The organism is Streptomyces sp. NPDC048483, assembly GCF_040651455.1.
GTDB lineage: Bacteria > Actinomycetota > Actinomycetes > Streptomycetales > Streptomycetaceae > Streptomyces.
On record NZ_JBEZJZ010000016.1, the window covers coordinates 58,230 to 77,426 of the forward strand.

A 19,197-nucleotide genomic window follows, 5' to 3' on the forward strand; every position below is an offset into this window, starting at 1 on the left:
CGGGGGCGGCGCGCCGCCCGTATGGAGAGGAGGAACCCGGGATCCCCTACCGCACGCACCACGGCGCACCAGAAACCGGAGGCACACCATGGCTCGACAGGAATCAACGGAGCGGACGGCATCGGAGGGGACGGCCGGGCCCGGGCGACGGGCCGTCGTCGCGGCGGCCGGCGCGGTGGGGCTGACCGCGGCCCTGGCAGCGTGCGGCGGTGGCGGCGCGTCCGACGGGGGCGGCGAGGCGGGCGCCGCGGCGGCCACCGGAGGCGACGGGGGCGTCCTCGCGCAGACCTCCGAGATACCCAAGGGCGGCGGCAAGATCTTCAAGGCCGAGAAGGTGGTGGTGACGCAGCCGGAGGACGGCGAGTTCAAGGCGTTCTCCGCGGTCTGCACCCATGTGGGCTGCATCGTCGGCGAGGTCTCCGGCGGCACCATCAACTGCATGTGCCATGGCAGCAAGTTCGACCTCACCGATGGCAGTGTGAAGGACGGGCCCGCGACCGGGCCGTTGGCTCCCGCCAAGGTGAAGGTCGAGGGAGGGTCGGTCACCCTCGGCTGACAGCGCGGCGGCCCGGCGCCGCCGAGACCGGATCCCCACGCGCGGGCGTCACAAGCGCCGCTCAAGCCGCTGGAGAGAATCCCGACTTCTTCCAGAGGCCCGGAGGAAGGCGCCTGACCTGGACTTTTGCCCGTCAGGCGCCTTTCGCTCGAGCCACTCGAAGCCGGGTCCGGAATGCGCGGTGCCTCCGGCCGTCGCGACACCGCCGTGCGTGGCGGCGGTCCCGGCCCGGGTCAGTCCAGCGGCCTGTTCTCGGTGGGCAGCGGCCGGGCCGGGCCGACCAGGACGCCGCTGTGCGGGGAGCGGGCCTTGGCCGGCGGGGGGACGGCCTGTCCAGGGGTGTCCCCGGGGGCCGGGTACAGCAGCGCGTGGCACCGGCGGGCTTCGGCCGCGGCCTCGGCGCGCGGCACCACGGTGTGTTCGGTCCTGCCGTCCGCCCACAACGTGGTGACCAGGCACAGGTCGTCGAGGCGGCGCGCGGTCCGCAGGTGCCGGGCCACGCCCCGCGCTCCGGTCGGCACCGTCAGACATGCCTCGCCCGCGGCGTCGAACTCCGCGACCGCCAGGCCCTCGGCCCGTAGTCGTCCCCCCGCCGCCTGGCGTTCCCGGCCGGAGCGGAAGCGCCACACGTCGCTGTCCTTGTGCACGACGACCGCAGACACTTCCGGGCCCGTACCCACGGCGGTCCCGCCGTCCGGGCCCTCGCGCCAGGGGAAGGGACGGCACAGCAGCTGCACCCCGCCGCGCTCCGCCCAGTCCACGGCGCCCTCGTGGACGACCTTGGCCCCGTGCCGGGACATCCGGCGCACTCCCTCGTAGCTGATTTGGGAGAGAGTTCGGGCCTCCGGGACCAGATAGGGGTCGGCGGTGCACACTCCGGGCACGTCGGAGAAGAGTTCGCACGTGTCGGCGCCCAGCGCCGCGGCCACCGCCACCGCCGAGAGGTCCGAGCTGTTGCGGCCCAGCATGACGGCCCGCCCGGCCGCGTCGACCCCCTGGCCACCGGGGACGACCACGATCGGACAGTCGGCCAGCGCCTCGGCCAGCGCCCCGGGGCCGGCCGAGGTCAGTCCCGCCCGGTCGCCGGGCCCCTCGGCGAGGAGCCCGGTGCCCGCCGCCGGGAGGGGGCACGCCCGCACGCCCTCGGCGTCGAGCGCGGCGGCCAGCAGGGCGACGCTCACTGTCTCGCCGGTGGTCAGGAGCATCGCGGCGGCGTGCGCGGGCGGGTCGTCGACCAGGGCGTCCAAGGTCTGCTGGAGCCTGCCCGTCGTCCCGGACATCGCGCTCACCACGACGACCAGCGGGCGCTTCTCCTCGGTGACACGGCGCACCGCGTACCGGGCCACCCGGTGGTAGCCGTCGAGGTCGGCGAAAGCGGAGCCACCGAACTTCAGCACCAGCGGACGGCTGTCGGGCGAGCGGCCGGCCGTCATCCGAGCCACCCGTTCTTCGTGGCGAGTTCCACGATCTGCAGCGCGTTGAGCGCCGCCCCCACCCACAGGTTGTCGGCGACCACCCAGAGCGCCGCCGCCCTGTCGTCCTCCGGATCGACGCGTATACGGCCGACGTGGACCAGGGCACGGTCCTCAGGGCCGGCGAAGACGGTACGGGGCATGGGGTACGAGGGGCTCTGCGACCGGCGGTAGACCCGGAGACCGGGTGTCGCCGCCAGGGCCGCCTCGACGGACTCGGTCGTGACCGGCTCGCGCAGCCGGACGTGCACGGCCTCGGAGTGGCAGTCGAAGACCGGCACCCGCACCGCGGTGGCGCTCACGCGCAGGTCCGGCAGGCCGAGGATCTTGCGCGGTTCACGGACGAGCTTGCGTTCCTCGTGGGTGAGCCCGGTGTCGTCCTGAAGCCCTATCTCGGGAACGAGGTTGAAGGACAGCGGCTGCCCGAAGCGCCCGCCGGGGGCACCCTGCGCATGGGGGTCGTCCAGGATGGCCCTGGACTCCTCCGCCAGTTCCCGCAGGCCGCGCACGCCGCCGCCGGACGCCGCCTGGTAGGTCGCCACCACGACGCTCTCCAGTCCCGCCAGCTCGTGCAACGGGCTCAGGACGCGCACCAGCTGGATGGTCGAGCAGTTGGGGTTGGCCACGAGGTTCAGGCCCGGCCGGTCGTCGAGCACAGCGGGGTTGACCTGCGGTACGACGAGGGGGACGTCAGGTCGCATGCGGAAGGCGGAACTGTTGTCCACGACCAGCACCCCGGCCGAGGCCAGCCGCTCCGCCACCCGGGCGCTCACCTCCGCGCCCGCGGAGAAGATGGCGACATCCAGAGCTCGGGGGTCCAGGTCGTCGAGGGTCACCAGCTCCGTCATGGGCAGCGACAGCTGCAGTTCGGTGCCCAGATCCCGGCCGACGCTGCGCGCCGACCCGACGGGCACCACCTGTTGCACGGGCACGATCCCGCCGTCGAGCAGGGCCAGGCACTCCCGGCCCACCGCTCCGGTGGCGCCCACTACCGCGATGCTCAACATTTCCGTCCTCCTGTTGGGCCCCGCGCGGGGCTCAGTGCGTGGTGGTGTCGGATAACCGGCCCCGGAAAGCACGCCGGTAGGCGTTGGGGGTGGTATTGAGGGAGCGCACGAACTGGTACCGCAGGGCTGCCGCGTTGGCGAATCCCGTACGGGCCGCGATCGCCTCCATCGTCTCGTCGGTGTTCTCCAGCAGCCGCTGGGCGCTCAGCACCCGCTGAGCCAGCAGCCAGCGGTAGGGAGTGGTCCCCGTCTCCGTCCGGAAGCGGCGCGCAAAGGTGCGCGGCGACATACAGGCCCGCGCCGACAGCTGTTCGACGCTCATCTCCTGGTCCAGGTGCTCCTCGACCCAGACCAGCACCTCGCGCACGCCGTCCTCCCCGTAGTGGGCAACCGGTCGCTCGATGTACTGGGCCTGGCCGCCCTCCCGGTGCGGGGGCACCACCATGCGCCTGGCGATGGCGTTGGCGACGTCGCTGCCCTGAAGTTTGCGCACCAGGTGGAGGCAGGCATCGATCCCCGCGGAGGTACCGGCCGAGGTGAGGATCGGGTCCTCGTCGACGTAGAGCACTTCCGGTTCGACCTGGGCCTTGGGGTAGCGCTGGGCGAGCGCGTCGGCGTACCGCCAGTGCGTGGTGCAGCGTCGTCCGTCGAGCAGCCCGGCGGCGCCCAGGACGAAGGCGCCGACGCAGACGCTCACCACCCGGGCCCCGCGGGCGACCGCCTGGCGCAGGGCCTCCAGGAGGGCGGGCGGGAAGTCCCTGGTGTGGAAGTCGTCTCCGACCGGGATGGCGATGAGGTCGGCGTCCTCCAGCCGGTCGAGCCCGTAGGGCGTGCTGATGGTGAATCCGGGCACCGCCCGCACCGATGAGGATTCCGCGGCGACGAGCGCGAAGTCGTAGACGGGCAGCCCCTCCTGCCGGCGATCGATCCCGAACACTTCGCAGATGACACCCAGCTCGAATGGATGGACGTTCTCCAGCAGAACCGCGGCTACGTTCTTCAGCATGGGACCCAATGTGGCAGTAATGCGTGGTGTTCTGACAGTCCCCACCCTGTTCCATGACCGAATCGCCCCTCATACTCTCAGCATGGACCTGAATCGGTGGGGAGTCATTTACTCCCGCTCATGGGCGGTGACGCATCCCCGAAGGGCTCACCGAGGGAGACGATCCCGCTGCGGATTCCCAATACCACGGCTTGAGTACGATCGGACACACCGGCTTTCGTGAAGACCGCGGACAAGTGGTTCTTCACCGTCTTCTCGGAAATTCCGAGCGTCTTGGCGACGCGACGATTCGAATTCCCCTGGGAGATGAGCACCAGAATCTGACGCTCGCGGGCCGTCAGGAGGCCGAGCGCCGCCCGGGCCGCGAGGACCTCCTCGGAGAGGTGCGGTCTCGCGGCCGCCCGTAAGTCCTCGATCAGTTGCTCCTGGGCTTCGAGCGCGTTCTGCGCCTCGCCCAGCGCCTTGTGCACGTTGGCGACAGCTTCGGCCAGGCCCGGCACGGGCCGCGTCGGCGCCCCGCAGAACTCACAACACCGCCGGCCGCTCAACTCCGCGACGGGCCCTCGCACAACATGTGACATTCGATGAACTCCCTCCACCGATATGAATGGACCTGAACGCGCTTCTCCGTAGGGCTCGGGGTTCTCCGTAAGGCTTGGAGGACGGTGCGGGCGAGTCGGGGCACCGGGTCAGGAAGAAAGCCGCGCGTGGATCGCCACCGTCTTGCACCGCGTGTATTCACGCAGCGCCTCCAGCCCCTTCTCCACTCCAATTCCCGAGCGCCGGTAGCCACCGAATGGCAACTCGACTCCCCCGGCCGCGCTGTAGTCGTTCACGAACACCTGCCCCACCCGGAGCCGCCCGGCGAGCCAGTGGGCCGTGGTCACGTCGGACGTCCAGACTCCGGCAGCCAGTCCGTACGTGGTGTGTTCCGCGAGTGCGACCGCCTCGTCCAGCGTGTCGAAGACCGACACGCAGAGGACCGGGCCGAATATCTCCTCGTTGAAGACCCGGTGTTGCGGGGCCACCCGGTCGAGGATGGTGGGCTCCACGTAGAAGCCCTCGGCGTACGCCTCCCCTTCGGGCACTCCACCGCCGACGACGACCTCGGTGTCCCGCCGGCCCGCTGCCAGGTGGCCGAGCACCCTCTCGCGCTGTTTCGCGGAGATCAGCGGCCCCATGTCGGGATCGTCGATCCCCGGGCCGATGCGCAGCGAGCGGAACCTTTCGGCGAGGGCGGCCACCAGCTCGTCGTGGACGGACCGGTGGACGAGCAAGCGGCTTCCGGCAGAGCAGTTCTGCCCCGCGTGCTCCGTGATCGCCTCCACGATCTGCGGCACCGCCCGCGCGGCGTCGAAGTCGGGGAGCACCAGGTGCGGTGACTTTCCGCCCAGTTCCAGGGTGACCGGCACGATGTTCCGCGCGGCCGCGGCCATGACGGCCTCGCCGACCTCCCGCGAACCGGTGAACGCGAGGCGGTCCACGTCGGGGTGCGCGGCGAGCGCGGCTCCGGCTTCCCCGCCGTAGCCCGGCACGACGTTCAGGACACCCGCCGGGAGTCCCGCCTCTTCGACGAGGCCGGCCAGGCGGAGCGAGGTCAACGGCGCGTCCTCGGCAGGTTTGAGGACACAGCAGTTTCCCGCGGCGAGAGCCGGGGCGACGGTCCTGGCGGCGATCTGCAGCGGGTAGTTCCACGGGATGATGTGCCCGCACACGCCGAACGGTTCGCGCAGGGTAAAGGCCAGTCGATCCGGCTGCTGCTGGATCGTCTCACCGCCGAGGGCCTCTACCGCGTTGGCGTAGAAGTCGAAGTACCGGGCGGCGACGTCTGCGTCCGTCAGCGACTGGCTGAACGGCTTGCCGGTGTCGAGGGTCTCCAGCCGGGCCAGTTCCTCGCGGCTGCTGCGCAGGGTCTCGGCGATGCGACGGCAGACCTGGGAGCGCTCCACGGGCGTCGTGAACCGCCAGACCGTCTCGTAGGCGTGCCGGGCCGCTTCCACGGCCGACTGGACCTCGGCCGGACCGCAGCGGGCGACGCGTGCGAAGGGGCGGGCATTCGACGGATCGAGGACGTCGATCCACCGCTGGGTGGGCACGCTCTTCCCCGCGATGACAGCCGTGTGCTCGGGTAACCCTGCTTCACTCACGGGAAAATCCAGCTCCTTGACATGGGGGGTGGGGGCGTTGCTTTGCCGTCAGCCGGTCATCGAGCCGGCGATGACCCTTTCGAGATCGCGAGAGGTGACGTCACGCGGGCAGCACACCAGCAGCCGCTGCTGCTTGAGCGCGCCCTCGACGAGTTCGGGCAGGTCCTTGGCGCTGTACCCGAAGTTCCTCAGTCCGGCGGGCCCTCCGGTGTCCGCCACGATGCTCAGCAACGTCGCCGGGAGCACGTGGGAGCCGTTGGCCGTGGTCACGCCGCTGAGGCTCGCGCCGAGCAACTCCGCGGCACGCAGATGGCGTTCCGGAGACGTCGGGTAGGTGAACTCGAAGGCCGCTGCCGCGGTGGAGACGACCGCGGCTCCGTGCGGCACCATGGCATGGCCGACGTCGTATCCGTCCGGTCGGTAGTCGCGAACCAGCCCGGCTATGGGGTAGGCGCAGGCATGCGGAATATGGGTTCCGGCATTGCCGAATCCCATTCCCGCGAAGCTCGCCGCCCGGCTCATTCCCGTACGGGCTTCCAGATCGGCGGGGTTGAGCACGGCCCGCCTCAGATAGCGGCCCACCAGTGCCAGTGCCTGCTCCGCCCATACGTCGCTGATCGGATTGGCACCGATGTACAGCGGCCGGTCCCCGGGCCTGAGGTACGGGGGGCGCCGGTCGTAGGCGCGTGCCGTGTACGACTCGCAGGCGTGCGTCAGGACGTCGTAGCCCGAAGAGGCGGTGACCGCCGGGGGCAGGGTCAGAGTGTTCGCCGGGTCGACCAGCGCCAGGGAGGGCAGCAGCCGCGGGTCGCTGATCCCCGTCTTCACGTTCATGCTCGTGACACCGAGGGCGACCATGGCGGTGCACTCGCTGCCGCTGCCGGCCGTGGTGGGCACCGCCACCAGCGGCTTGAGCGGGCCGGGAATCGTGGCTCCGGCGCCGATCGGCGCGTTCAGGTAGTCGCGTACCGGGCGGCCGGGGTAACTGAGCAGCAGGTTCAGCATCTTGGCGGTGTCGATCGAGCTGCCGCCGCCGAGACCTACGTAACCGTCCACCTGGAGGGCTTCCAGTTCACGGGCCGCCTCGGCGCAGCTCTCGTCGGTGGGTTCCACCCGGGCTCGATCGAACAACGCGACCGAGATCCCCTCCTGCTCGATCTGCTTGGCGACACGGGCGGGCAGACCAAGACCGGCCAGGACGGGGTCGGTCACCAACAGCACCGACTTGATACCGGCCTTGCGTAGTTCGTCACCGATCTCCCGGGTGGCGCCGACACCGAATTTCAGCGGTGGAGCCTGCCAGCTCATTATTCGTTCCTGCTCCGGCGCATTTCCGCCCCACCCGAACGACTCCACAGTCCGACCCCGCCTTCATTCACTGAACTTGGAAATCCGACCGAGGGACAATTGGCGAACGACGACGCATAGTTGGACGACTCGGCCGACTTGGGTGAGGGTCATACTAGGAAGTCGATTTCGGTCACGCCATAGGACTAGAGTCCTATGGCTGGATTGGCCTGGTACGAGAACCGGAGATCTTGAAAGTCGGTGATCGGCAGGGCCGGCCGATGCCGGCCGCGGTGGACGCGCGGCACGGCGGTGGCAGTAATTCGATGTTCCTCGTCAGTGCTGACACTGTTGCTGTCGCAACTCCTTCCGCACAGTGAGTCGCATGGCACAGAACAACGCGACGAGAGCGTCGGACAGAGCCGGGAAGCAGCACGCGGGAGTGCGGCAGGTCTGGCGCGAGTCCCCGGCAGCGGTGAAGTCCCTGCTGGCCGGCACCATGATCAATCGGCTTGGCGGCTTCGTACAGGTCTTCATGGTGCTGTACCTGACCCAGCGCGGCTTCTCCGACGCCCAGGCAGGTGCGGCGCTCGGTGTGTACGGCGCGGGAGCTGTGCTCGGGACGCTGGTCGGGGGCTGGATGTCCGACAAGCTCGGACCGCGGCTGACGATCGTGTCCACCTTGCTGGGCTCAGCGGTGCTGCTCCCCTGCATTCTCTATCTGGACAGTTACTGGGCCATCCTCACGGTCATCGCCGTCAGCGGTGCGGCGAGCCTGGCTTACCAACCTGCCTCCACCAGCATGATCAGTCACCTCACGCCGGCCGAACGCCACGTCATGATCTTCGCCATGGGCCGGTTGGCAATCAACCTCGGCACGACGGCCGCGCCCCTGCTGGGCGCGGCGCTCGTCAAGATCTCCTGGGACTTCCTGTTCTGGGGCGAGGCGCTGGCCGTGGTGGTCTTCTCCGCGCTCGCCGCGACCACCCTGCCGCACCGCGCGGCATCGGACACAACGGGGCCGGCGGACGACGGCCCGGGGGACGGCAGGGAGCAAACTCCCAAGGCCTCGTATCTGGCGGTACTGACCGACCGCCGGTATCTGCTGTTCCTGCTGGCGATGTTCGTCAGTTCCGTGATCTATATCCAGCACATCTCGGCTCTGCCACTGACCGTGCGGCACCTCGGTAGGGGAATCGAGGTCTATGCGGCGATGATCGCGCTCAATGGCCTTCTCGTCATCACCTGTGAACTCCTCGTCGCCAAGGTGGTGCAGCGCTGGCCGATCCGGACAGCCGTGATCACAGGTGTGCTGCTGACCGGCATCGGCATGAGCCTGTACGCCTTGCCCTGGGGGTTGGCTGCACTGGTGATTGCCACCCTCGTCTGGTCTCTCGGCGAGATCATCGGCTATCCGTCCCTGTTCTTCGCCTACCCCGCGCAGGCGGGCCCGCCCGGGCTGCGGGGACGCTATCTGGGGGCCTCGAACGCGCTGTACGGACTCGGTAGCGCGGTAGGCCCGTTCATCGGAGTGATGATCTGGAATCGCTTCCAGGAAGGGTTGTGGCTCGGCTGCGGGGTGGTGGGCCTGCTCGCCGGAGCCGCCGCGTGGGGCGGGGTGCGTCCGGCCGCCGCGGCGGACAAGGACAGCGCGGCGGACAAGGACAAGGGGGACGGGATGGGCGATGCCGGAACAGCCGATGCAGAGATCCGCACGGGAACTTAGGGCGGCGCCGCATCCGCACAAGACCGGGCAAGCAGCGGGAACCATCGCAGAAGGGGAAGCAAAGAGATGCAACGCCATGTAGTCCTGGTCGATCCCTATTCCGAGGCTGCCGAGTACGCGAACGCCTTTCGGGACCGGGGGGTCGAACCGGTGGCCGTGCTGAGCACACCGGCACCACTGAAGTCCTACCTTCACGGCTGGAAACCGGATGCTTTCAGCGCAACGCACTTCCACGACGGCGACTTCGCGAAGCTCACCCGAATCGTGCGCGGCTATGACCCGGTCGCCATCATCCCGGGCAATGAGCACGCGGTCATGCTCGTGGACGCGCTGATCGAAGAGCTGGCACCCGGGGCGGGGAATGAGCCCGAGCTCTCCGCGGCGCGCCGGGACAAGTGGCCCATGGTCCAGGCCGTGGCGAATGCGGGCATTCCGCACCTTCGCACGTTCGCTGCCGCGACCGAGGAAGAGGCGGCCGACTGGCTGCGAGAGACCGGCCTGGAGGGGCAGGCGCTGGTGCTCAAGCCCCGGTGCAGCGGAGGCACGGACGGTGTGCACAAGGTGGAGGCTGGCGAGGACTGGCGGCTCCCCTTCCGGCAGTTGCTGGGCTCCGTCAACATGTTCGACCTGGCCAACGACAGCATTCTGATCCAGGAGTTCGCATCAGGAACCGAATTCGTCGTGGACACCTACTCCGTCAACGGGGAACTCGGTCTGTCGGCCGTAGTCCAGTACAGCAAGTCAACCAGGGGGAACCGCATCGGAGTTTATGATGCGGAGGACTATCTTCACCCCGATGATCCGCTGGTCAGCGTTCTGGGAACCTATACGCGCCAGGTCGCCCAGGCGGTCGGCATTCGTACGGGATGCACACACACCGAGATCATGCTGACGGACCGCGGTCCCCGGCTGATCGAAATTGCGGCGCGCCTCGACGGGGGCTGTGCGCAGCAAGCTGCGCGGCTCGCGACCGGAGATTCTCAGATCGACCGCACCGTGCGGCACCATCTGGACTCCGCCTTCGTCCCCGGATTCGAGATCGTGCAGCCCACCCGGGTGGCGTGGCTCTCCGCCGCGAACAGCGGCACCATGCACAATGCGGAGGTGCTCGACGCGGTACGTGAGCTGGCCTCCTTCCAGAAGCTGGGCTGCCGCTACCCCAACGGCTCCCAGGTACCCAGGACCGAAGATCTCTTCACCACTCTTGGCTGGGTGCTGCTCTCCACCCCTGACCAGGACGTCCTCGATCAGGACACCAAGCGGGTGCGGGAGATCGAGGCCAAGGTGGTGATCGATCCGCTCGGTCCGTAGCTCCGGCCCCCATGCCGCGACTCCGAGGTGAGAACCACCCGCAGTTCATCGTCGGGCTGCGGGGTTCGGCCTCCAGCATGTGCGGGGTTGGGGCGGGCTCTCCGGAACGTCACGCGGCCTCCCCCTACTTGTCGTCGGCGAGCCCGACGAGAGCCTGGTCGAAGACCTCCCGCGCCCGCTGGAGGACCCGCCCGCGCCAGTCGGCATCGTCGGGGCAGAACGCGTCGCGGATCAGTCGCTTGAGGTCGGAGCGGACGGCGTCGGCCGGCGGATGGTGCCGGTGCAGCCAGGTGTCGGCGCACAGCGCCAGCAGCACCTCGGGGCCCGGCAGGGTGCCGAACTCCAGGGTGATTGCGGTCAGTCGGCTGTCGGCGCCGAGGCCGTCCGCCACGGCGGTCGCCGTGTTGCCGACGATCGGCGTGGCGGAGGAGGTGCCGTGTTCCGAGGCGGTGAGCGCGTCGCCGTACCAGCGGCGGGCCCTCTGGTGGGCGTCGGCGTCGCGGCCGCCGCGGAAGATGGGTTCGCCGACGCCGCGTTCGCCGAGCCCGGTGTGCAGGTCGATGTAGCCGACGTGGGCCGCGCCCGCGATCTGCTCGGCCACCACCGTCTCGAACACCCGCCGGGACCAGGTCGGCGCGTGCCCGCCGTAGAACAGACCGTCGGGGTGGCGGTACTGGCCCCGGGTCACGGCCTCCTGGAGGCGTTGCGGGCCGAGCCGGCCGCGCAGCGCGGTGAGGTTCGCGACCAGCTCGCCGGGGGCGAACTCGGCGCTCTCCGGCGGCACCAACGTACGGTGCACGGCCTCGTAGGCGTCATTGTGCGGCGGAGTGTCGTGGTCGACGAAGTTGCGGTTGAGGTCGACGTTGGCCTCGTTGACCCGCCGCAGATAGGCGAAGCCGTACGGGTTGAGGCCGTGAAGGAGCAGCACGCCGGTCGCGGGCCCGGCGGCCGCCTTCGCCACGCCTTCCCGCAGCAGGATCCGGGTCTGGCAGGCCGAACCGCAGAAGCCCTCGATGCCGTGTGTCCCGGACACCGTCACCAGGAGCTTCTCCGGGTCGGGCGGCCCCAAATAGGCGGTGTCGACACAGAGTTCGCCGCAATGGGGCCCGCGGTGGCCGGGCAGGACGAAGGTCCTCAGGTGTGCGCCCGCCTCCTCCGCCGCTCCCAGGAAGCCCGTGCGTGCCCGGGAATAGTCGAGGGGAAAGTCGAGGGGAGACTCGTCTGACATGCTGCCTCGCGTTCCTGGAGTTCCTGGTGGGTGGGGACGGCCGACGGGCCCGGAGCCTCGTAGGGGCGCCGGACCCGGTCGGCCGAGGGGCTCAGTGCTGTGGGGAGGGCAGCGGCACCCCCAGGGCCGTCAGGATCGAGTGCGCTCCCGCCCGCGTGGGTACGTGCAGCAGGCACAGCACCCGGTCGCCTCGCTCGGTGTGCTCGGCGAAGTACCGGTTGGCCGCCGGCACATGACTCAGCGGCCTCTCCCGGTAGAGGTCGAGCGGACGGCCGATACCCGGGACGACGCCGCTCACCGGGTCGAAGGCCGCCCCCGGTGCGAGCGCCCCGGCCACCTCGGCCGCCAAGGCCGCCCGGCTGTCGTCCTCGCCCGTGAGGTCCGGGTACATGCCAATCTCCGGATGGCCGCTGAACGCCGACATCGCGCAGTGCACCACGGGGTTGTACGTCTTGAGCGCGATCACCTCGGGGAACGGGAGGCCGTCGGCCAGCAGCCGGGCGAAGTGCACCGCCCAGCTCTCCTTGAAGACCGTGCCGCTGCGGTACGCGTCGCCGACGAACTGAATCATGATGTGCAGACAGGCCCGCCCCGACGGGATCCCGGCCCACCGGGAGGTGAGCAGCGCGACGACCCGCTCGCGCTCCCGGTCCACCCCGACGACGACGTGGTCGGCCTCGGTCAGCATGTCGCGGCGGAACGTGAAGAGCTGGCGGGTGCGCAGCCCGGGCATGGCGAGGACCAGGCCGTCCACGATCCACTTCTCGGTCTCGGTCGGCAGGTCCCGGCCGGGTGGCAGGGTCAGTACCTCGACTCTGCGCCGCCCGTCCGGCCGCGTGGCACGGTCGTCAGACACCGCCGTGCCCCGCTCAGACCTCGGCCGCGGTGGGCAGCGGAATCTGCGCGTCGCTCTTGCCGACCACGGTGAGCTGGTGCAGCTCCACGAAGTACAGCTTCCACAGCCAGTAGATGTGGTTGAGGTGCTCGACGACCTTCTGCTCGTCGGCCTCCGACGTGATCAGTGTGGACAGCACCCGCCACACGAAGTCGTCGTGGTCGTCGTCGAGGTCGGTGTTGACGTGGGCGCGGGCACCCTTGACGTTGTCCTCGCCGAGGACGTCGCCCAGGTTGTCCAGCCATTCGGGCTGGGTGCGGGTGGTGACGTACTCCACGAAGTACACGCTGGTGATCAGTGCCAGTGGGCTGTCCTCGAACTCCATGCCGTACTGGAGGTATCCGGTGAGCAGCTTGGTGGAGAGCAGCGGCTCCGTGGAGTAGATCTGGTCCTTGGTGACGCCGACCTTGGCGAGGTCGGCGGCGAACAGGCTGTCGTGCAGCATCTCGTCGTCGGTGTAGTGCGCCCACGCCTTGGCCTGGACCGGGTCCACCTTGGTGAAGTACTTGATGGCCAGCGCGTCCACGGTCCGCTTGCGGCGCAGTCGCAGGATCGTCTCGATGTTGTGGCGCTTGTAGTAGTCGAGGTTCAGCTCGGAGGAGTTCTTCTGGTGCTGGGCGTACGGAACCGTCTCGTAGAAGTCCTTGATGAAGGTCTCGAGGATCGCGTCGACCTTCTTGCGCAGTTCGGGGTTGATCGTCATGGCGTGCTTCCCTCCTTGGGGTCAGTGGCAGCCGCAGCTCGCGCTGGAGACGCGCTGCATCCGGCCGCGGCGTACCGCCTTGCGGGCACCGAGGACGGCGGTTCCGTCCGATGTCACCAGCGAGCTGCGGGGGCAGAGGAAGGCCAGGGCGAAGCGCGTGGCCGGCGTGATCCCCAGCCCGAGGTTCACGACGCCGCCGGTCGCGCCGTACACCTCGTTGGGGCCGCAGTTCGCCGGAATGACCTCCGTGGCGGTGTTGATCCCGAAGCCGAGTTCCCAGATGACGCGGTAGCGCGGGTCGTCGGTGAGGAGCTTCTCCAGCTCCACGGCGGCCGGTGTCGCCGCCGCCGTCTGCGGGGTGACGCCCTCGATGCTTCCGGCGGCGACGTGCAGCGTCACGGCGTTGGCGACGAGCGGCGAGAGCGCCTCGAACAGCCGTTGCTGGTCGGCGCCGTCGGCCGGGTCCTCGTGGCGGTGGACGATGGGCCATCCGCGCAGGGTCAGGTCCCCGTTGAGGCCGAGCAGCCGGGCGTCCGGTGCGAACGTGGTGATGTCCGCGGCGGTGACGCTCAGCTTCCCCGACGGGAAGATCTGCTGGTCGCCCGCTTCCAGGACGCCCGCCTGCTGGTTCCAGACGCACTCGCCGAGCCCGTGGTCGAACTCGGCCTCGGTGCCGGAAACGTCGTCGACGATCGTCAGCCGGTCGCTCTCCCCCACCAGGTCGAAGAACTCCTCGGCCACCCGTGCGTGTTGGACGACATCGGTGCGGGCGGCGGTGCGCAGGAAGTAGCGGATGTGTTCATCGGTCAGCGGCGTGGACCCGGCCGGCAGCACGGCCAGCTTGCGCCCACCCAGCTCCCGCTGGGTCGGCGAGTCGAGGAACCGCCCGGGGCAGACCGCCAGCACGTGCGCGTCCGCGGGGACGCACCGCGCGATCAGCTCGCCGAGGCGCGTGCCGGGCGGGAGCGTCAGGTGGAGCACGCGGGAACATCCGTCACCGGGAAGCAGGGAAAGCGGCTCGCCGTGCTGTTCACTCGTGATCAGACAGAATGTCTCGACCGGCCCGCCGAACTGATCGAAGTCGCTTGTCGTGAATTCCAGCGGTGGCACGGGTGCACTCCCTAGAAAAGACGATGAGAACCCCACGGCGGGGCATGGTGAATGCCCCGCCGTGGGTCGGTACTCAGCCCAGGAGCGTGCCCAGGTAGTTGCGGTTCTTCTGCACCTTGATCTTCTTCATGGCGAGTCACCTCCTGTTTGTTTTATTTCCTTGAATTCACCCCGACGGGCCGGGCGGTTGTCCTCCGCTATGTGGCAGGAACGACCCGCTCGACGGTGGGGCGGTCCGGGTGGCCGATCGCCGCGACTCCGCCACTGGTCAGGACGCGGGTGTCGGGCACGATGATGTCCAGGTGGTATTGGGTGTACGGAGTGAGTCCGAGGCCGAAGTGCAGGCAGCCTTCCGTACCGCCGTACACCTCGTTCATGGCGTGGTTCCCGGGCAGGATGTCGTGTGTGGTGTTGAGGGCGTGCCCTATCTCCCACACGATCCGGTAGCGGGAGTCCACGGCGAACATCTGCTCCAGCATCGCCACCGCCGGCGCCGCTCCGGCGTCCAGCGCCTCCAGGCGCGTGATCCTGCCGTCCTCGACGATGGCCTTGATCGCGCTGTCGCGCATCGTCCAGAGCTGGGAGTGGATGCGGGCCTGGTCGATCCGGGAGAAGGAGGGCGTGCCGTTGTGCAGGATCGGGTAGCCGCGCAGCGTGATCTCGCCCTCCAACGGCAGCTTCAGGGCCTCGTCGAACTCCCTGATCTCGACCGGCAGCACACTGATCTCACCGGACGGGACGATCTGCTGGTCGCCCCAGTCCAGCGGCCCGGCCTGCTGGTTCCACACCAGGCCCTCGCGCAGGTGGTCGAGGGTGGCGCGGGTGCCGTGCACCGGGTCCACGTACACCAAGTGGTCCGATTCCTCGGCCAGTTCGAAGAACGTGTCGCAGAACGCTGCCTGGTCGGCCGCCGAGGTCCGCTCCATCACACCGAGGAAGTGCCGGATCTCCTCAAGGCTGGTGGGCGTCGAGTTGCACGCCATGCCCATGATCTTCCGCTGCCCCACCAGATCGGGATCCGGTGATTCGAAGAACCTGTGGGGGGATATCACCAGCACATGAGCGGGTTCCGGTATCTTCTTGTCGAGGATTTCCGTGAAATCGTCTCCCCGGTCCAGCGTGACGGTGAGGAATTCCCGGTAGGGAGCCGTCTTGACGACTTCGATCCGATTGACCAGCTCGGAATTCGTGATCAGGCAGAAGCTGCTTCCGGTGGCTTCACCGAACTGACTGAAACGGCCGGGATCAATTCTTATGTGTTCGGACACGATCACTCCCGTCATGGCCTCTGCGTATTTCCTCGCCGTGGCCATTACTTTGACCGACCGCTGAGGGGTTCCGCTATAGGACAATGGTCCCTGCGCGCTGTGCCGGGAGCCCTGGTTCCGCTGTGAGGCCTTACCGCCGCTGTCGCCGGGCAGTCCGGAGGCGTGTTGCCGCTGAAGCGGACGACGCGGCGGGGTGGTGCATCCGCCGGCGGACCTGCCGTTGATGGTCACCCCGGCACGGTCAAGACGGCGGTGACCTGGTTGATGCGGATACGGGCCCCCCTTTCACGGGGGGGCCCCTATGGGTTTCGTCAACCCGTGGGGGCGGGTTGGGGGTCATAGAAGGTGCCGTCGCGGAGCATCGCGAAGAGCACATCGGCTCGTCGTCTCGCGAGGCAGAGGAGAGCCTGGGTGTGGTGCTTGCCCTGAGCGATTTTCTTGTCGTAGTAGGCCCTGGAGGCCGGGTGGGCCAGGGCAGCGAACGCGGACAGGAAGAAAGCCCGTTTGAGCTGCTTGTTTCCCCGCCGGGAGGGCTGCTCGCCGCGGATCGACGAACCGGAACTCCGCGTCGCCGGGGCGAGACCTGCATAGGCGGCGAGGTGGGCGGCGGAGGGGAAGCGACTGGCGTCGCCCACGTCGATGAGGATCCTTGCTCCGGTCCTGACGCCGATCCCCGGCATGGACGTCAGGACCTTGGAAAGAGGGTGGGCCTCCAGCAGTTCCCCGATCCTGGCGGCGAGGAGTTTGCGCTGGTCAAGCACTGCCTGGAGGGAGCTGGCGAGGCTGGGGACGATCAAGGCGGCCGCGTCCGTGCCGGGCACGACCACCGTCTGTTCGTCCAGGGCCGTGAAGATGTCGTCGACCAGCCGCTCGGCCATCCGCGGTGCCTTCGGACGGAGCAGATTCACCAGCCGGCGCCGTCCGGCCTTGCGGATCCGGGCCGGAGACCCGAATTGGCCGAGCAGTGTGAGCACGGCCGGGTGCTGCACTCGCGGGCCCAATACGCGCTCCAGCGACGGGTGGACCTGCGTCAGCAGGCCCCGCAGCCGATTGCTGATCCTCGTCGCTTCGCCGGCCAGGTCGTCGTCGAAGCCCACGATCATCTCCAGCTCGGCGACCGCCTCGTCGGCAAGCTCGATGGACCGCAGAGTGTGCGGCATCGAGCGGGCGGCGTCGGCGATGACGAATGCGTCGCGGGCGTCGGTCTTGGCCTCGCCTGGGTAGAGATCAGCGATCCGCCGCATTGTCAGCCCCGGCAGATATGCGACGCGACACCCGGCATCGCGGGCGACTGCCAGCGGCAGTGCACCGATGGATGCAGGCTGGTCGACGACCACGAGCACGGTGCCGTGCTTGGCCTTCAGCTTGGCGAAGACCTCGCGGAGTTTGGGTTCGCTGTTGGGCAGCCGCTTGTCGAATGCCTTCTTCCCGGTCGGGGTGACGGCGGTGGCGTGGTGTTCGCCCTTGCCGACGTCCAGGCCGAGGAAGGCGCCGATCTCGCTGACGTCGATCACGTGCGTCCTCTGGTCGTTCCCACCCGGCCGTACCACGGCACCGATCGCCACATCCACATTACGAAGAGCCTCCCGACCTGCGAAGAAGCCGGTGGTCATGCCCCTAATCAGCGGTCTGTCAGTGCCTCCGGAACCGGTGACACCACCCCCCAGGCCATGCGTTCGGCAGGGGGAGAAAGTCATGCCAACTCCGGAGGCCGGGCGCCCCATTGCGGGGCCACCAAGAAGGTAATGGGGAGCCTCCGGGCGGCCGACGGCTGAACTGGTCCTCGAAGTACGGGACAAGGCCTTCCGTGCCGTCCTCGGCCATTGACGACGTCCCCGCCCAGGACTATTCGCCGCCGGCCCCGCGAACCGGGCCTTGAGAGCGGGTACTTGCCCTCCGCCCAGCGACGCCACCGCTCCTACGCAATGCCCTCCATCGCCTGTGCTCTGGGCGCTTCGTCGTCGATGGATTTCGCGATGTGCTCGGCCCGTTCGGGGTCGGTGGCCGCGAACGCTTTCGCGATCTTCGCCCGCGAAAGGTCTACGGCCAGGCACCGTGACGGCCCCGGTCTCGTACTGGTGCAGCTTCAGCCCAATTCCGCTTCCTGGGCCGGAAAAGCAGGCACGCGGCGCCTGCCTCGGCCATTCAGCCCACCAGGGTTGATCCGGCCGGGGCGGGCGCGCTTCGCTGGGTCACCCCACGCTTCGATCACTGCGCTGCGAACTGTCCGCCGCGCTGGGCGGAGGTGACTCCAGATGGCGCTTGAGGCGCTGCAGTGTGGTGTCGATGTTGGTGTTGTTTGCCCCGGGGCGGTCGAAGACACCGGTGATCATGATGGCGAAGGGAATGAACCACAGCGGCACCCGCAGCCAGTTGGTCTCGGTGACGGTGCAGCCCTCGGCGGTGGGTGCGATGTCGTACTGCCAGCGGGAGATGGGGATTCCGAGCGGCGCCGTCACCTCGTAGGCGAAGCACCGGCCCGGATCGGCATCCGTGATACGGCAGTTGGTGACCCATCGGCGGATGCCGTTGCGGTTGTGGCCGCGGAAGCGGGCGCCCACCGCCGCGGCCGTGGCGCCGCCCAGCCAGCGGGCACGGTGGGCCTCTTCGGCGAGACGGATCACGGCGGGCGGATCACCGACGACGCGGTACGCATCGGCCGGGGTCGTCCTGATCGTCACCGTTCCGGTGGCCGCGGGGTCCGGGAACCGCGGTATGCGCGACAGGCGCGGTAGGGGCATGGGAGCCTCCTCGACTGATGTAATCATCGATTGCATCAGCGCACGGAGTGAGGGTCAAGGCCCTGTGGGGCCTGGTCAGTTGGCGATCCATGGGCCGAAGGTGTCCAGGACCTGCTCGGCCAGCTGCTCCGCCCGGTCCGGCGGCAGATACCCGTCGACGATCATCTGTGACAGGCCGTAGACCAACGCCTGGCCCGCGAGCCCCACGATCGCGGGGTCGCCGGGGCGCAGCACACCGGCCTTCTGGTCGGCGACGATGATGTCCGTGAAGACCCGCTCGATGTCAGAGAGACGCCGATGCAGTTCGGCGGGCCGACTGTCACCGAACACCCTGGTCCTGATCAGCTCGAAGCGGCGCGGATGGCGGATCGCGAAGCGGACGAAGCCGAGGCCGAAGGCTCGCATCACCGAACCCTCGACATCTGCGACCATACCGAGCTGCCACTGCCCGAAGTCGGCCAGGATACGGTCGGCGACCGCCGTCAACAGCGCCTGGCGGTCGGCGAAATGCCGAAACGGCGCTCCCGGCGACACCCCCGCCCGGCGCGCGACTTCGCGTACGGTCACATGCTCCGTCCCACGCTCGTCCAGGAGCTCGATCGCCGCCGCGGTCAGCGCGGCGGGCAGATCGCCATGGTGATAACCAGCGCGTTCAGTGGACTTGCCCTTCATGCACGCAGTGCTACCACACGCGGGCGCCGCAACGGCAGCATCGATACTGCCGCCCTCGGCAGTACAGG

At 69.0% G+C, this 19,197-nt stretch carries 17 protein-coding genes; 3 read left to right on the forward strand and 14 right to left on the reverse strand.

What is annotated here, in order from left to right; all coding sequences use genetic code 11:
* Nucleotides 1-88: 88 nt before the first annotated feature.
* Nucleotides 89-556: a Rieske (2Fe-2S) protein gene (locus AB0D04_RS11565; RefSeq protein WP_362701940.1), complete on the forward strand. Its 468-nt coding sequence runs from the start codon at nt 89-91 to the stop codon at nt 554-556.
* Between the two features lie 233 nt (nt 557-789).
* Here AB0D04_RS11565 and AB0D04_RS11570 read toward each other — a convergent pair whose 3' ends face one another.
* The 6 genes from AB0D04_RS11570 to AB0D04_RS11595 all read right to left on the reverse strand — a co-directional run bounded on the left by AB0D04_RS11570 (nt 790) and on the right by AB0D04_RS11595 (nt 7,496).
* Entirely contained in the window at nt 790-1,989 is a 1,200-nt protein-coding gene (locus AB0D04_RS11570) for an aspartate kinase (protein ID WP_362701941.1), read from the reverse strand.
* Nucleotides 1,986-3,035 (reverse strand): aspartate-semialdehyde dehydrogenase, encoded by a 1,050-nt coding sequence (locus AB0D04_RS11575; protein ID WP_362701942.1) that lies wholly within the window; start codon nt 3,033-3,035, stop codon nt 1,986-1,988. Before AB0D04_RS11575 ends, AB0D04_RS11570 begins: the two co-directional genes overlap by 4 nt.
* 31 nt (nt 3,036-3,066) lie before the next feature.
* Nucleotides 3,067-4,041 (reverse strand): helix-turn-helix domain-containing protein, encoded by a 975-nt coding sequence (locus tag AB0D04_RS11580; RefSeq protein WP_362701943.1) that lies wholly within the window; start codon nt 4,039-4,041, stop codon nt 3,067-3,069.
* Nucleotides 4,042-4,145: 104 nt separating this feature from the next.
* Complete coding sequence (locus AB0D04_RS11585) at nt 4,146-4,511, reverse strand: LuxR C-terminal-related transcriptional regulator (protein WP_362701944.1); 366 nt, start codon at nt 4,509-4,511, stop codon at nt 4,146-4,148.
* A gap of 219 nt (nt 4,512-4,730) precedes the next feature.
* Nucleotides 4,731-6,188: an aldehyde dehydrogenase family protein gene (locus AB0D04_RS11590; RefSeq protein WP_362701946.1), complete on the reverse strand. Its 1,458-nt coding sequence runs from the start codon at nt 6,186-6,188 to the stop codon at nt 4,731-4,733.
* A 48-nt stretch (nt 6,189-6,236) separates the two neighbouring features.
* Entirely contained in the window at nt 6,237-7,496 is a 1,260-nt protein-coding gene (locus tag AB0D04_RS11595; RefSeq protein WP_362701948.1) for a hydroxyacid-oxoacid transhydrogenase, read from the reverse strand.
* Between the two features lie 454 nt (nt 7,497-7,950).
* Here AB0D04_RS11595 and AB0D04_RS11600 point away from each other — a divergent pair, with 454 nt between their 5' ends.
* Together AB0D04_RS11600 and AB0D04_RS11605 are read left to right on the forward strand one after the other, a co-directional pair.
* Entirely contained in the window at nt 7,951-9,201 is a 1,251-nt protein-coding gene (locus AB0D04_RS11600; RefSeq protein WP_362701949.1) for an MFS transporter, read from the forward strand.
* Nucleotides 9,202-9,267: 66 nt separating this feature from the next.
* Nucleotides 9,268-10,512, forward strand: coding sequence for an ATP-grasp domain-containing protein (locus AB0D04_RS11605; protein WP_362701951.1), 1,245 nt, complete (start codon nt 9,268-9,270; stop codon nt 10,510-10,512).
* A gap of 124 nt (nt 10,513-10,636) precedes the next feature.
* Here the strand turns inward: AB0D04_RS11605 and AB0D04_RS11610 are convergent, their stop codons facing one another.
* The 8 genes from AB0D04_RS11610 to AB0D04_RS11645 all read right to left on the reverse strand — a co-directional run bounded on the left by AB0D04_RS11610 (nt 10,637) and on the right by AB0D04_RS11645 (nt 19,129).
* Nucleotides 10,637-11,740 (reverse strand): M14 family metallopeptidase, encoded by a 1,104-nt coding sequence (locus tag AB0D04_RS11610; protein ID WP_362701952.1) that lies wholly within the window; start codon nt 11,738-11,740, stop codon nt 10,637-10,639.
* A 91-nt stretch (nt 11,741-11,831) separates the two neighbouring features.
* Nucleotides 11,832-12,596 (reverse strand): hypothetical protein, encoded by a 765-nt coding sequence (locus AB0D04_RS11615; protein ID WP_362701954.1) that lies wholly within the window; start codon nt 12,594-12,596, stop codon nt 11,832-11,834.
* A 13-nt stretch (nt 12,597-12,609) separates the two neighbouring features.
* Nucleotides 12,610-13,338: a hypothetical protein gene (locus AB0D04_RS11620; protein WP_362701956.1), complete on the reverse strand. Its 729-nt coding sequence runs from the start codon at nt 13,336-13,338 to the stop codon at nt 12,610-12,612.
* A gap of 21 nt (nt 13,339-13,359) precedes the next feature.
* Nucleotides 13,360-14,448 carry a hypothetical protein gene (locus AB0D04_RS11625; RefSeq protein ID WP_362701957.1) on the reverse strand — a complete coding sequence of 363 codons (1,089 nt, stop codon included), beginning with the start codon at nt 14,446-14,448 and terminating at the stop codon, nt 13,360-13,362.
* A gap of 197 nt (nt 14,449-14,645) precedes the next feature.
* Complete coding sequence (locus tag AB0D04_RS11630; protein WP_362701958.1) at nt 14,646-15,716, reverse strand: hypothetical protein; 1,071 nt, start codon at nt 15,714-15,716, stop codon at nt 14,646-14,648.
* Nucleotides 15,717-16,027: 311 nt separating this feature from the next.
* Nucleotides 16,028-17,230 (reverse strand): IS110 family transposase, encoded by a 1,203-nt coding sequence (locus tag AB0D04_RS11635; RefSeq protein ID WP_362701959.1) that lies wholly within the window; start codon nt 17,228-17,230, stop codon nt 16,028-16,030.
* A gap of 678 nt (nt 17,231-17,908) precedes the next feature.
* Nucleotides 17,909-18,457 (reverse strand): SRPBCC family protein, encoded by a 549-nt coding sequence (locus AB0D04_RS11640; RefSeq protein WP_362701960.1) that lies wholly within the window; start codon nt 18,455-18,457, stop codon nt 17,909-17,911.
* 75 nt (nt 18,458-18,532) lie between these two features.
* The gene (locus tag AB0D04_RS11645) at nt 18,533-19,129 is read right to left on the reverse strand and encodes a TetR/AcrR family transcriptional regulator (RefSeq protein WP_362701962.1); all 597 of its coding nucleotides are present in this window, start codon (nt 19,127-19,129) and stop codon (nt 18,533-18,535) included.
* Nucleotides 19,130-19,197 lie beyond the last annotated feature (68 nt).